We start from the raw sequence: 12,815 nt of genomic DNA, 5'->3' as shown, positions 1-12,815 counted from the left end.
GGGTGGAGATGCACAACCGCTGGACTGTGTAGCAATAGGCTTTATCAAGACGCTTCATCTCGTCCACAGCCGCCGGTTGATTCCTCCTCCTGACTGAGTGCTTAAGTAGCCACAGCAAGCAGGACGCGTACGTCGCGACGAAGGCCCACATTGGCCGGACTTCGCTGGACACGGGAATGGCCAACCACTCCCGACGCACCTGACACCGACCATGAGAAGTCGTGTGTGCCGAACGCCGTATCCGGCAGCCCGGAAACCGACGGTACTACATGAAAAGAATGCTGATTAACGCAACTCAACCCGAAGAGTTGCGTGTTGCACTGGTAGACGGCCAGCGCCTCTACGACCTGGACATCGAATCCGGTGCACGCGAGCAGAAGAAGGCCAACATCTATAAAGGCCGGATTACTCGCATCGAACCAAGCCTTGAGGCTGCCTTTGTCGATTTCGGCTCTGAGCGCCACGGCTTCCTGCCCCTCAAAGAAATCTCCCGCGAATACTTCAAGAAAGCCCCTGAAGGCCGCGTCAACATCAAGGACGTCCTGAGCGAAGGCCAGGAAGTCATCGTTCAGGTGGAAAAAGAAGAACGTGGCAACAAGGGCGCAGCCCTGACCACTTTCATCAGTCTGGCCGGTCGTTACCTGGTGCTGATGCCGAACAACCCGCGTGCCGGCGGTATCTCCCGTCGCATCGAAGGCGAAGAGCGCAATGAACTGCGCGAAGCGCTGAACGGCCTGGTTGCCCCGGCCGACATGGGTCTGATCGTGCGCACTGCCGGCCTTGGCCGCAGCAGCGAAGAAATGCAGTGGGACCTCGACTACCTGCTGCAACTGTGGACCGCCATCAAAGAAGCGTCGCTGGATCGCTCCGCGCCATTCCTGATCTATCAGGAAAGCAACGTGATCATCCGCGCCATCCGCGATTACCTGCGCCAGGACATCGGCGAAGTGCTGATCGACAGCGTTGAAGCCCAGGACGAAGCCCTGACCTTCATCCGCCAGGTGATGCCGCAGTACGCCAGCAAGATCAAGCTGTACGAAGACAGCGTTCCGCTGTTCAACCGTTTCCAGATCGAAAGCCAGATCGAGACCGCTTTCCAGCGCGTCGTCGAGCTGCCTTCCGGCGGTTCCATCGTCATCGATCCGACCGAAGCCCTGGTGTCCATCGACATCAACTCGGCGCGCGCCACCAAAGGCAGCGACATCGAAGAGACCGCACTGCAGACCAACCTTGAAGCCGCCGAAGAAATCGCCCGTCAGTTGCGCCTGCGCGACATCGGCGGCCTGATCGTCATCGACTTCATCGACATGACCCCTGCCAAGAACCAGCGCGCCGTGGAAGAGAAAGTCCGCGAATGCCTGGAAGCCGACCGCGCTCGCGTGCAAGTCGGTCGCATCTCGCGCTTCGGCCTGCTGGAAATGTCCCGTCAGCGCCTGCGTCCATCGCTTGGCGAAAGCAGCGGCATCGTTTGCCCGCGTTGCAACGGCACCGGCATCATTCGTGACGTTGAATCGCTGTCCCTGGCGATCCTGCGCCTGATCGAAGAAGAAGCCCTGAAAGACCGCACCGCCGAAGTTCGCGCCCAGGTGCCGATCCCGGTCGCTGCGTTCCTGCTCAACGAAAAACGCAACTCGATCACCAAGATCGAACTGCGCACCCGTGCCCGTATCGTCATCCTGCCGAACGATCACCTGGAAACGCCGCACTTCGAAGTTCAGCGCCTGCGTGACGACAGCCCGGAAGCTGCCACCAACCAGTCCAGCTACGAAATCGCCGCTGCCGCTGCCGAAGTCGAAGAAGTCCAGCCAGCTGCCGCGACCCGTACCCTGGTTCGCCAGGAAGCGGCGGTCAAGACCGCGCCGGCCCGCGCCAACGCTCCTGTTCCGACTGAAGTCGTTGCTGCCCCGGTTGCTGCACCGGCCACCGTGCCGGAGCCAAGCCTGTTCAAAGGCCTGGTGAAGTCCCTGGTCAGCCTGTTCGCCACCAAGGAAGAGCCTGCGGCTCCGGTTGTGGTTGAAAAACCGGCGAGCGAGCGTCCGGCCCGCAACGAAGAGCGTCGCAACGGTCGTCAGCAAAGCCGCAACCGTAACGGTCGCCGCGACGAAGAGCGCAAGCCTCGCGAAGAACGTGCACCGCGTGAAGAACGCGCACCACGTGAGCCACGCGAAGAGCGTCAGCCACGGGAAGTTCGCGAGCCTCGCGAGACCCGTGAAGAGACTCCGGCAGTAGCCCGTGAAGAACGCGCACCACGCGCTCCGCGTGAAGAGCGTGCTCCGCGTGCCCCGCGTGAAGACCGCAAGCCACGTGGCGAGCGTGAAGAGCGCGTGCGCGAACTGCGCGAGCCTCTGGATGCCGCTCCGGCCGTTGTTGCTGCTGCCGCCGCTGTTGTCGCTGAAGAGCGTCCAGCCCGTCAGCCACGTGAAGAACGTGCTCCACGCCCACCGCGTGAAGAGCGTCAGCCACGTGCCGAACAAGCCGCTGCTGCCGTCGCCGAAGAAGAACTGACCACAAGCGAAGAGCAACTGCAGGAAGACGGTCAGGACAGCGCCGAAGGCGATCGTCCACGCCGCCGCTCCCGTGGCCAGCGTCGTCGCAGCAACCGTCGCGAGCGTCAACGTGATGCCAATGGCAACGTGATTGAGGGTTCGGAAGAATCCGAGTCCGGCGAAGCCAGCGAAACCGCCACCACCAGCGAAGCGCCAAGCACTGCCGATCTGGCCGCCGGCCTGGCTGTTACCGCCGCTGTTGCCAGCAGCGTGATCAGCGCGCCAGCCGAAGCCCAGGCTAACGAGCAAGCCGAACGCGCCACTGCTTCTACCCAGGAAACCGCTCCGGTCGAAGCGCCAGTCGTTGAAGCGACTACGCCGGTAAAAGTGACCGCATCGCCGGAAATCGAAGTCGCCCCTGCACCTCAGGCACAACCTGTGTTCGAGGCCGCCGCCGAGCCAGCTCCAGTGGTTGAAGCACCTGCCGTGGTTGCAGAACCGGTTGTCGAGACCGTGACTGAAACCGTGACCGAGACTGTGCGTGAAGTTCGCGAAGAGCAGACCGCGTTCAACTGGGTGGCTGAGCCTGCCGTAGCCGAAACGCCAGCGCCTGCGCCGGTTGCAGAGGCCGAAGTAGCTCAAGCCATGGTCTCCGAGCCTGTGGTTGCCGCTGCCGAGCCGGCTCCAGCACCAGCGATTGAAGCGCCAGTCGTCGAAGCGCCGGTTGTTGCCGAAGCTCCAGCACCTGTGGCCGAAGCAGCCCCTGCCAGCGCCCTGACGCCAAGCGGCCGTGCACCTAACGATCCGCGTGAAGTGCGTCGCCGCAAGCGTGAAGCCGAACGCCTGCAGAAGGAAGCCGAACTGGCTGGCGCTGCAGCACCGGTTGCCGAAGTGGTCGAGGCAGCACCTGCCCCGGTTACAGAAGTCGCTGTTGAGTCGGTGATCGACGAAGCACCTCGCTCCGTTCAGGAAGCCGTAGAGCAACAGGAACAAGCCCTGGAAAAAGAACACGAGCCTAAACCTCTCGTCTGATTCCATCGGCCACTAAAAAGCCCCGCCTGGTGACCCTGGCGGGGCTTTTTTATGACTGCAATTCGTCCACACATTCACCGCGAATCCCCCCTGTAGGAGCGAGCAGGGAGTCGGTGTTTACAGGAAGGTCAGCTTTTCCGGGACATCCACGTCCCATAGCACCCCCGGGTCATCCACTGCCACCTCTACCACCCGCCCCTGCGCAAACAGCGGTTTGGCGCCACGATCTCCCGACAGCGCCATCAATCCTGCGGCAAAGTCGCGCCCGAACCCGACCGGATGCCCGTACTCGCCATTCTGTACCGGCACGCTGATACTGTCGTGGCTAATCCCCACCAGCACTTGCTCGACGCTGGACGGCAGAATAAATGGCATATCCCCCAGCACCATCAACCAGCCATCGAGTTGCGCGCACTCAGCGATGCCCGCAGCAATGCTGTCGCCCATGCCGGACGATTCGATCAACACAATCTCGCAGCCATAGGCCTGGGCCATGCGAATGACCTGAGGGCGGTCAGCAGTGGTTACCAGCACACGCTTGTCGAGAGCGGGTGGCAGATTCCTCAGAACGTGCTCGATGACAGATCGAACTGCACCGTCGCGACCGGGGCAATCGGCCAGTAATTTGTCCTTGTCGGCTCCGGCAACCCGACGAAAGCGACTGCCCTGCCCCGCTGCCAACACAATGACGCCGATGGATTCAGTCATACACGCTCCTGCAACGGTTTCTTCTGTTTCAGTTCGACACCATTTTTGATCGCCACGATTTCCGCCATTAGCGACAGGGCGATTTCCGCCGGGTTATGGCTGCCGATGTGCAAACCGATCGGCCCATGCAAACGATCAATGGCCTGTGGCGACAAGCCCAGTTGAACCAGATTTTCCCGGCGCTTCTGGCTGTTGACCCGCGAACCCAATGCGCCGACGTAGAACGCCCTGGAGTCGAGCGCCGTGAGCAACGCCATATCGTCCAGGCGCGGGTCGTGAGTCAGTGCCACGATGGCCGTGCGCTCATCGGCCTGGATATTCAGCACCGCCTCGTCGGGCATGCCCGAGACAAAACGACCGTGCTGTTCTTCCCAGCCGTAGACAAACTCGGTGCGCGGATCGCAGATCAGCACCTCGAAATCGAGTAATCGTGCCATTTCGGCGACGTATCGGGACAACTGCCCCGCACCGATCAGCAACAGACGCCAGCGCGGACCGTAGATTGCACGCAAGGTCTGGCCGTCAAAGGTCAACAGGTCGGTTTTGCCAGCGGGCTGCAATACCACTTCGCCCGTCGCCAGGTTCAGCTCACGGGCAACAATTTCATGGGCCTCGCAACGGGCCAGCAATTGCTCGACCCAATCGGCATTGCCAATACGCTCCTCGGTCAGGCGCAAGGTGCCACCACAAGGCAGACCGAATCGAGCGGCCTCCTCGCGGGTCACGCCGTAGGTGATCAGCTCCACCGGCGGCCCATCCGGGGTAATTCGCCCGTCGTGCAGGCGGGCGATCAGGTCATCCTCGACACAACCGCCGGAGACCGACCCGATCACCACACCGTCTTCACGCAAAGCCAGCATCGCCCCCGGCGCCCGGGGCGCGGTGCCCCAGGTTTCGACCACGCTGTACAGCATCACGCGCTGCCCGGCACGGCGCCATTGCAGCACGCTGCGCAGGACATTCAGGTCGGCGCTGTCCATCAAGCCTGCGCCTTTTGCCAGCCCGACAGCTGATAACGCACCGGCAGATCACGGATGCGTTTGCCGGTGGCGGCAAAAATGGCATTGCACAGTGCCGGCGCAATCGGCGGCACACCCGGCTCACCGACGCCCCCCAACGGCACGTCGCCCGGCGGCGTCACCAGATGCACGGCAACTTCTTTTGGCGCCAGGGACATGCGCGCCACTTCGTACATATGGAAGTTGTCTTGCTGGACCTTGCCATCCTTGAAGCTGATTTCCCCCAGCACCGCGTTACCCAGGCCCATGACGCAGGCGCCCTCGAATTGCGCGCGAATGCGCTCGGGATTGATTTGCGGCCCGCAATCGACGGCGATGTCCGCCTTGTGCACGATCAAGGTACCGTCGTCCTTGACTTCGACTTCGATCACCGCCGCCACATAGGTGACGAAACTGTAATGCACCGCCAGGCCCAAGCCTCGACCTTTGGGCAGTTCGCGCCCCCAACCGGCGGCTTTGGCCGCGGTTTCCAACACCGTGCGCAGGCGAGCGGTATCGATCGGGTAACGCTCGGGAGACTCGCCGTAGTTCCACTCCTCGCTCAAGGTACGTGGATCAATCTTGCGGTCCGGGCCGAGCAGTCTGATCTGGTACTTGAGCGGATCTTCCCCGGCCTTGTGCGCCAGTTCATCGATGAAGCTCTGAATCGCGAAGCCGTGGGGAATGTTCGACACCGAGCGATACCAGCCAACCCGCGTGTGCACCGTCGCTTCAGGATTTTCCAGGCGAATGTTGGGAATCGCATACGCCATGTTGGTAAAGCCCATGCCCAACTCGAAGGCGGCCTCGTGGTTCATGCCCGGCGCGAACAGCGCGGTGATGCTCGGCGCCACCGTACGGTGCAACCAGCCGGATGGCAGGCCATCCTTGTTCAGGCTGGCCTTGAGGTATTCGGCCGACACTGTATGGAAGTAGGAACAGTGGATGTCGTCTTCACGGGTCCATTGCACCCGCACCGCCTTGCCGGGGAACTCCTTGGCAAGGATGGCCGCTTCAATGATGAAATCGGGTTTGGACTTGCGCCCGAAACCGCCGCCCAGCAGCGTGACATTGAGCGTTACGTTATCAAATGGTATACCCAGTCGTTCGCCAATGCGCGTGCGGCTGACCTGCGGCGCCTGACTGGGACCCCAGGCCTCACAAACCCCGTCCTTGTACCGCGCGATGGCGACCATCGGTTCCATCGGCGATTGCGACAGGTGTGGCAGATAGTAGGACGCCTCCAACGTACTGGCCGCGCTGGCCATGGCCTCGTCGATATTGCCGGTGTTGCGCACCACTTTGCCGGGCTTGAGCGAGGCGGCTTCAAGCTCCTTGCGGTAGGCAATCGAGTCGTAACTGGCATTGGGACCGTCATCCCATTCGATCTTCAGTGCCTCGCGACCCTTGATCGCCGCCCAGGTATTGCTCGCGACCACGGCGACACCACCCAGGGGCTGAAACTCCGATGGCAGTGGCCGACTTTCAATCTGCAGCACCTTGACCACACCTGGGACTTTCATCGCCGCACTGGCATCGAAGGTCTTGACCTTGCCGCCATACACCGCAGGCCGGGCAATGGTGGCGAACAACATGCCGTCGAAATGCACATCGGCGCCGTACACCGCGCGGCCGTTGACGATGTCCTCGCCGTCGATGGCCTTGGTGCTTTCCTTGCCGATGTAGCGAAACTCCGAGGCTTGCTTGAGTTTCAAGCTGTCACGGGGCGGTACGGCCAAGGCGCCGGCAGCGGCGGCCAAAACACCGTAATCGAGTTCACGACCGCTCGGTTTGTGAATGACTTTATGCAGTTGCGCATGGCACTCACCGACAGGCACTTTCCACTGATCGGCAGCGGCCTGCTCCAGCATGGTTCGCGCAGCGGCACCGCAGCGGCGCATCGGCTCGTACCAGTGGCGCATGCTGCGCGAGCCGTCAGTGTCCTGGTTGCCGAAGCGTACCTCGTCGCCCGGTGCCTGTTGCACTTTGACCCGCGCCCAATCGGCCTCCAGCTCATCGGCCACCACCATGGTCAGGCTGGTGCGCACGCCCTGACCCATTTCCGAACGGTTGCAGACCACCGTCACCGTGCCATCGGCGGCGATGCTGACGTAAACCTTGGGATCATCGACCCAGCCATGGGGCATACCTTCGGCGCCGAACTTCTTGTCTTTTTCTTCGGCAAACGCATCCTGCCAACCCCAACTTGCGGCGATGACCAGCGCACTGGAAGCGCCCACGCCTTTGAGGAAACCGCGACGACTGAGATTGCTCAGGGCGAAATCATTTGGCAACCGATTCATGCCTTGGCCTCCTTCAGGTGGGTGGAGGCCTGACGGATAGCCGTCTTGATGCGGTTGTAAGTCCCGCAGCGACAGATGTTGCCAACCATCGCCTCTTCGATCTGTGCGTCGCTGGGGTCCGGGTTGGTTTTGAGCAGTGCAGTGGCCGACATGATTTGCCCGCCCTGGCAGAAACCGCATTGGGCAACCGCCGTGTCGAGCCAGGCTTGCTGTACGACTTTACCGACCGGATCGGCGTTCAGGTTTTCGATGGTGGTGACGTTCTGCCCCACTACCGAGCCGATCGGCGTGATGCAACTGCGCGCCGGAGCGCCTTCGATATGAATGGTACAGGCGCCACACAGACCAAGACCGCAGCCGAACTTGGTGCCGTTGTAACCGGCCACGTCGCGGATTGCCCAAAGCAGCGGCATGTCTTCGGTGACGTCGAGCGAATGGTCTTGACCGTTGAGTTTCAGGGTAATCATGGGCACGCCCGCATAGTATGAGGTTATGGGGTCGAGCAATCTGCCGCTTTTGCCAAGCGGTTCGGTTATCGCAGATCGACTCAGGCTGATGGGCTCTCTTGTACGGACGAACTCGTCCGGACCGGGCCTTTGGTAGAGCAAATGCTTGATCGTCAGGTCGCCGGATTAACCCGGCATTAACAAAAAAGCCCTGCACAATTGAGTTTGTGCAGGGCTTTTGGATCAGTCTTGAGAGCTTAGCCTCAATACCGATTAGGCTCCATTTCCAATTCGACCTGGAAACGATCTGCAACGTCTTTCTGTATGCGCTGCGCAAGGTCCAGCAACTGCAGACCGGTCGCATCGCCATAGTTGACCAGCACCAGCGCCTGCAACTTGTGTACGCCTGCGTCGGCTTCGCGGAAGCCTTTCCACCCGGCCCGTTCGATCAGCCAGCCAGCGGCCAGTTTCATCTGCCCGTCGGCTTGGGCATAGGCCACCAGGTCGGGGTATTCACCCTTCAGACGTGCGGCCAGTGCGCCGGACACCAGGGGGTTCTTGAAGAAGCTGCCGGCATTGCCAAGCACGGCCGGGTCTGGAAGCTTTTCGCTGCGAATGCTGCAGATCGCCTGGCTGACATCGCTGGCGGTGGGATGCTCGATGCCTTGCTCGGTCAGGCGCTGACGCACCGGGCCGTATTCCAGGTGCAAATGTGCAGCGCGGTCGAGGGTGAAACGCACACGCAGGATCAGCCAGCGTCCCGGGTCCTGTTTGAACAGGCTGTCGCGGTAGGCGAAGTTACACTCCTCCAGGCTGAAGTCGCGAAGCTCGCCGCTATGGCGATCCAGAGCAGTAAGGCCGGCGAACACATCCTTGATCTCGACGCCATAGGCACCGATGTTCTGCATCGGTGCCGCGCCAACAGTACCCGGGATCAGGCTTAGATTCTCCAGGCCGGACAACCCCTGTGCCAGGGTGTGCTGGACGAACGGATGCCAAGGCTCGCCCGCCTGCGCTTCAATCACCACCTTGCTGCCGTCATCGCTCAATACGCGAATCCCGCGCGTGGCCATGCGCAACACCAGCGCTTCGATATCGGCGGTCAGCAACAAGTTGCTGCCGCCACCGATGACCAGCACCGGCACCTTGTGTTCCAGCCCGTAGGCCAGGGCTTCGCGCACATCCGCGTCGCTATGGGCCTCGGCAAACCAGCGCGCCTGGACGTCCACGCCAAAGCTGTTGAACGGCTTGAGCGAAACCTGTGACCGAACCTGCAAACTCATAACCGTCCCTTCAATTCGATCACCAACAGATCGCTGGCGCGCTCGATCAAGTCGAGCACCTGCTCAAAACCCTGGTCGCCGTCATAGTACGGGTCCGGGACTTCATCGATTGGCGACTGATAACGGCGCAGGAACAAATCCAGCTCAGCCTTGCCCTTGGGCGGCTGCAAGGCCTTGAGGTTGCGCAGGTTGCTGTTATCCATCGCCAGGATCAGGTCGTACGTGGCGAAATCGGCGCGGCTCACTTGCCGGGCACGCTGGGCAGACAAATCGTAGCCACGCAGCTTTGCCGCCGCCTGGCTGCGCCTGTCCGGTGCCTTGCCGACGTGCCAGTCGCCGGTGCCGGCGGAAGCGACTTCGACCTGCGTGGCCAGCCCCGCTTCGCGCAGCTTATGCCGCAGCACCCCTTCGGCCGTGGGAGAACGGCAGATGTTGCCCAGGCAGACAAACAGAACCCGCATCAGGCCTCCAGCAGGCGACGAACGCGCTCGAGGTCTTCAACGGTATCAACGCCAGTTGGCGGCGCGATCAATGCATCGGCGACGTGAATCCGCACACCGTGCCACAGGGCACGCAGCTGCTCCAGCGATTCGGTGTTTTCCAGCCAGCACGGGCCCCAGCTGACAAAGTCATGCAGGAAACCGGCGCGGTAGGCATAGATGCCGATATGGCGGCGATACGGCACGCCTTCCGGCAACTGCTCGCGGCTTTTCGCGAAGGCATCCCGCGCCCAGGGCAAGGTAGCGCGACTGAACGTCAGTGCCAGCCCGTTGAGGTCGCTGACGACCTTGACCACGTTGGGATTGAACAGGGTTTCCACGTCTTCGATCGGCTCGGCCAACGTGGCCATGCGCGCCTCGGTGTGGGCAGCCAGGTTGGCGGCCACCTGATCGATCACGCTCGGCGGAATCAGCGGCTCGTCGCCCTGAACGTTGACCACGATGGCATCGGCGGCCAGTCCCAGCTTCGACGCCACTTCAGCCAGGCGATCGGTACCGGAATTGTGATCTTCTCGGGTCAGCACCACTTCGGCGCCGAAACCTTTGCAGGCCTCGACTATTCGCGCATCGTCCGTGGCCACGACCACACGCTCGGCACTGCTTTTGCTCGCCTGCTCCCAGACGTGCTGGATCATCGGCTTGCCGGCAATCAGCAGCAGCGGCTTGCCCGGCAGACGGGTAGAGGCATAACGCGACGGAATGACGACGGTAAAGGCGGTGGTCATTTATCCAGACGCTCATCGGTGGTCAGGGTGCGCGCTTCGGATTCGAGCATCACCGGGATGCCGTCACGAATCGGGTAGGCCAGGCCGGCGCCCTTGCTGATCAGCTCGGTCTTGTCGGCGCTGAGTTTGAGCGGGCCTTTGCAGACCGGGCAAGCGAGGATGTCGAGCAATTTGGTGTCCATGAGCATTCCCTGGATAAAAACGGATTTAAGGCAAAAGACGATTCGGCAACAGGCGCATCAGCTGCGTATCGAACCAGGCCACAAAGGCCGGTGATGGCACAGCATCGACCGCCAGGTACCACCAATCGGCGGCGGCGAAGGCACGGCACTTCACCGCGTCCTTTTCCGTCATCACCAACGGCAATGACGGCGTGAAATTCAAGGCCTGCACACTGTATTCAGCGTGGTCGGCAAATGCGTGGGGTACAGGCTGCCAGTGTAGCGTTTCGAGGGTGTTGAAGAAACGTTGCGGATTGCCGATCCCGGCCACCGCATGCACGGCTTGTCCCGCCGGGAAATGGTCAAGTGGGCGGCGTTCGCCACTGTTCAGGTTGACCAGCGCGGTGGGTTGCAGCTGGAAGGCAAAGCCATCGTTGCGGTCAGCGTTGGCTCCGTTGTAGAGCACCGCGTCTACGCTTTGCAGGCGCTCGACCGGCTCGCGCAAGGGCCCGGCCGGCAGGCAGCGGCGGTTGCCCAGGCCACGGGCGGCGTCGATCAAGACCAGTTCCAGGTCGCGGGCCAGGCGGTAATGCTGCATGCCGTCGTCGGACAGAATCAGGTCCAGCGGTTCACTGGCCAGCAGCGCTTTGACGGCGTTGCTGCGATTGGGATCAATCATTAACGGCACACCGGTACGCTGGACAATCAGCAGCGGTTCATCGCCGGCAACGTCGGCGCCCTGCTGGGCCTCGACCCGCCACGGCAACTGCGGCGGTTTGGCGCCGTAGCCCCGACTGACCACCCCCACCCGCAGGCCACTGCGCTGGCAATGCTGGATCATCCACAAGATCAGCGGCGTCTTGCCGGTGCCACCCACGGTGATATTGCCGACCACGATCAACGGCACGGGTGGCTGATAGATCTCGCCCTCACCGGCCAGGAAGCGCTTGCGCTTGTTGATGACCACGCGCCGGTACAACCACTCCAGAGGCTGCAACAGTTTCAGGGCCGGATGACCTGCGTACCAGGCGGCGAGCAATCGATCGGACATGGCCATCAGGGCGCGGGCGGCGCCGCCTCGACAGTGGTCATGCGCAAATGGCTGAAACCGAGCTTGCCGGCGGCATCCATGGCGGTGATGACGGACTGATGCTGGGTCTTGCCGTCAGCGCTGATGGACAGCGGCCGGCTGGTATCGCCATTGGCCTCTTTTTGCAGCGCATCCATCAGCGAAGCGAGGTCGCTTTTCGGCAGGATCTGGTTGTTCACCGAGAACACGCCGTCCGCGCTGATGGTGATGTCCACCGGCTTGCTCTGGTCTTCGGCCGGTGAGCCGGTGACCGCTTCCGGAAGATCGACGCGCAGCTGGGTTTCACGGGTAAAGGTGGTGGTCACGACAAAAAACAGCAGCAGGATAAACACCACGTCGATCAGCGACGCGAGATTGATGTCCACCGTTTCCCGAGGTTTGCGGCGGAATTTCACGCTTTGCTCCCGGCCAGGTCCACATCACGGTCGCCCTGCACGACTTCGACCAGCTTGATCGCTTCCTGCTCCATCCCGACCACCAGCTCGTCGATCCGGCGTTGCAGGAAACGGTGGAAGAACACCGCTGGAATACCCACCATCAGGCCGGCGGCCGTGGTGATCAGCGCCTTGGAGATACCACCGGCCAGCACCGAGGCGTTGGTGGTCATGCCGGAACCTGTGAATGCGCTGAAAATGTCGATCATGCCCAGCACCGTGCCCAGCAGGCCCAGCAATGGCGCCATGGCGGCGATAGTGCCCAAGGCGTTGATATAGCGTTCCAGATCATGGATGACCCGGGCGGCGGCCTCTTCGATGCACTCTTTCATGATCTCGCGACCATGCCTGGAGTTGGCCAGGCCGGCGGCCAGAATTTCGCCCAAGGGCGAGTTGGCGCGCAGTTCCTTGAGTTTGTCCTTATTGAGTTGCTTGTCCTTGATCCAGACCCAGACCTGCCCGAGCAAATGCTCCGGGGTCACGCGACTGGCCCGCAGCGTCCATAGACGCTCGGCGACGATTGCCATGGCCGCGATGGAGCTCAAAATAATCGGCAGCATCATCCAGCCGCCGGATTTGACCAATTCCCACACAGTGACAGTCCCCTCGAAAAAGTTCGCCACTCTAACATAGGGGGTCGGCGCACCGA

The 12,815-nt window shown here is 61.8% G+C and carries 12 protein-coding genes; 1 reads left to right on the top strand and 11 read right to left on the bottom strand.

All coding sequences use genetic code 11. The features are described from left to right. Window positions 1-269 precede the first annotated feature (269 nt). A complete protein-coding gene (gene rne / locus AC07OG_RS11690; protein WP_495067098.1) occupies window positions 270-3,518 on the top strand; it encodes a ribonuclease E in 3,249 nt (1,082 codons plus the stop codon). Window positions 3,519-3,635: 117 nt separating this feature from the next. Here rne and AC07OG_RS11685 read toward each other — a convergent pair whose 3' ends face one another. The 11 genes from AC07OG_RS11685 to AC07OG_RS11635 form a co-directional block, all read right to left on the bottom strand. Next, window positions 3,636-4,226: a nucleotidyltransferase family protein gene (locus tag AC07OG_RS11685; protein WP_495067097.1), complete on the bottom strand. Its 591-nt coding sequence runs from the start codon at window positions 4,224-4,226 to the stop codon at window positions 3,636-3,638. Beyond that, window positions 4,223-5,206, bottom strand: coding sequence for an XdhC family protein (locus AC07OG_RS11680; RefSeq protein ID WP_495067096.1), 984 nt, complete (start codon window positions 5,204-5,206; stop codon window positions 4,223-4,225). Before AC07OG_RS11680 ends, AC07OG_RS11685 begins: the two co-directional genes overlap by 4 nt. Further along, window positions 5,206-7,527: a xanthine dehydrogenase family protein molybdopterin-binding subunit gene (locus AC07OG_RS11675; RefSeq protein ID WP_495067095.1), complete on the bottom strand. Its 2,322-nt coding sequence runs from the start codon at window positions 7,525-7,527 to the stop codon at window positions 5,206-5,208. The genes AC07OG_RS11680 and AC07OG_RS11675 overlap by 1 nt, the downstream gene beginning before the upstream one ends. Beyond that, window positions 7,524-7,994 (bottom strand): (2Fe-2S)-binding protein, encoded by a 471-nt coding sequence (locus AC07OG_RS11670; protein ID WP_060540810.1) that lies wholly within the window; start codon window positions 7,992-7,994, stop codon window positions 7,524-7,526. Before AC07OG_RS11670 ends, AC07OG_RS11675 begins: the two co-directional genes overlap by 4 nt. A 242-nt stretch (window positions 7,995-8,236) precedes the next feature. Then, a complete protein-coding gene (gene murB, locus AC07OG_RS11665; protein WP_495067094.1) occupies window positions 8,237-9,256 on the bottom strand; it encodes a UDP-N-acetylmuramate dehydrogenase in 1,020 nt (339 codons plus the stop codon). Next, complete coding sequence (locus AC07OG_RS11660; RefSeq protein WP_060540808.1) at window positions 9,253-9,717, bottom strand: low molecular weight protein-tyrosine-phosphatase; 465 nt, start codon at window positions 9,715-9,717, stop codon at window positions 9,253-9,255. Before AC07OG_RS11660 ends, murB begins: the two co-directional genes overlap by 4 nt. Continuing rightward, window positions 9,717-10,481 carry a 3-deoxy-manno-octulosonate cytidylyltransferase gene (gene kdsB, locus AC07OG_RS11655; RefSeq protein WP_060540807.1) on the bottom strand — a complete coding sequence of 255 codons (765 nt, stop codon included), beginning with the start codon at window positions 10,479-10,481 and terminating at the stop codon, window positions 9,717-9,719. The genes AC07OG_RS11660 and kdsB overlap by 1 nt, the downstream gene beginning before the upstream one ends. Then, a complete protein-coding gene (locus AC07OG_RS11650; protein ID WP_003179363.1) occupies window positions 10,478-10,663 on the bottom strand; it encodes a Trm112 family protein in 186 nt (61 codons plus the stop codon). Before AC07OG_RS11650 ends, kdsB begins: the two co-directional genes overlap by 4 nt. A 25-nt stretch (window positions 10,664-10,688) precedes the next feature. After that, window positions 10,689-11,699: a tetraacyldisaccharide 4'-kinase gene (gene lpxK / locus AC07OG_RS11645; protein ID WP_060540806.1), complete on the bottom strand. Its 1,011-nt coding sequence runs from the start codon at window positions 11,697-11,699 to the stop codon at window positions 10,689-10,691. Next, window positions 11,699-12,127, bottom strand: coding sequence for an ExbD/TolR family protein (locus tag AC07OG_RS11640; RefSeq protein WP_060540805.1), 429 nt, complete (start codon window positions 12,125-12,127; stop codon window positions 11,699-11,701). The genes lpxK and AC07OG_RS11640 overlap by 1 nt, the downstream gene beginning before the upstream one ends. Then, the gene (locus AC07OG_RS11635) at window positions 12,124-12,759 is read right to left on the bottom strand and encodes a MotA/TolQ/ExbB proton channel family protein (protein WP_218425231.1); all 636 of its coding nucleotides are present in this window, start codon (window positions 12,757-12,759) and stop codon (window positions 12,124-12,126) included. Before AC07OG_RS11635 ends, AC07OG_RS11640 begins: the two co-directional genes overlap by 4 nt. Between the last annotated feature and the right edge of the window lie 56 nt (window positions 12,760-12,815).

The sequence above is a fragment of the Pseudomonas sp. GW821-FHT09H03 genome, assembly GCF_059415945.1.
This window is presented reverse-complemented; position numbering and strand designations above follow the sequence as displayed.

What these genes read in the sequence shown, in the direction of transcription:
- rne (WP_495067098.1), top strand. Translation starts at nt 270, where the DNA reads ATGAAAAGAATGCTGATTAACGCAACTCAACCCGAAGAGTTGCGTGTT.
- AC07OG_RS11685 (WP_495067097.1), bottom strand. Translation starts at nt 4,226, where the DNA reads ATGACTGAATCCATCGGCGTCATTGTGTTGGCAGCGGGGCAGGGCAGT.
- AC07OG_RS11680 (WP_495067096.1), bottom strand. Translation starts at nt 5,206, where the DNA reads ATGGACAGCGCCGACCTGAATGTCCTGCGCAGCGTGCTGCAATGGCGC.
- AC07OG_RS11675 (WP_495067095.1), bottom strand. Translation starts at nt 7,527, where the DNA reads ATGAATCGGTTGCCAAATGATTTCGCCCTGAGCAATCTCAGTCGTCGC.
- AC07OG_RS11670 (WP_060540810.1), bottom strand. Translation starts at nt 7,994, where the DNA reads ATGATTACCCTGAAACTCAACGGTCAAGACCATTCGCTCGACGTCACC.
- murB (WP_495067094.1), bottom strand. Translation starts at nt 9,256, where the DNA reads ATGAGTTTGCAGGTTCGGTCACAGGTTTCGCTCAAGCCGTTCAACAGC.
- AC07OG_RS11660 (WP_060540808.1), bottom strand. Translation starts at nt 9,717, where the DNA reads ATGCGGGTTCTGTTTGTCTGCCTGGGCAACATCTGCCGTTCTCCCACG.
- kdsB (WP_060540807.1), bottom strand. Translation starts at nt 10,481, where the DNA reads ATGACCACCGCCTTTACCGTCGTCATTCCGTCGCGTTATGCCTCTACC.
- AC07OG_RS11650 (WP_003179363.1), bottom strand. Translation starts at nt 10,663, where the DNA reads ATGGACACCAAATTGCTCGACATCCTCGCTTGCCCGGTCTGCAAAGGC.
- lpxK (WP_060540806.1), bottom strand. Translation starts at nt 11,699, where the DNA reads ATGGCCATGTCCGATCGATTGCTCGCCGCCTGGTACGCAGGTCATCCG.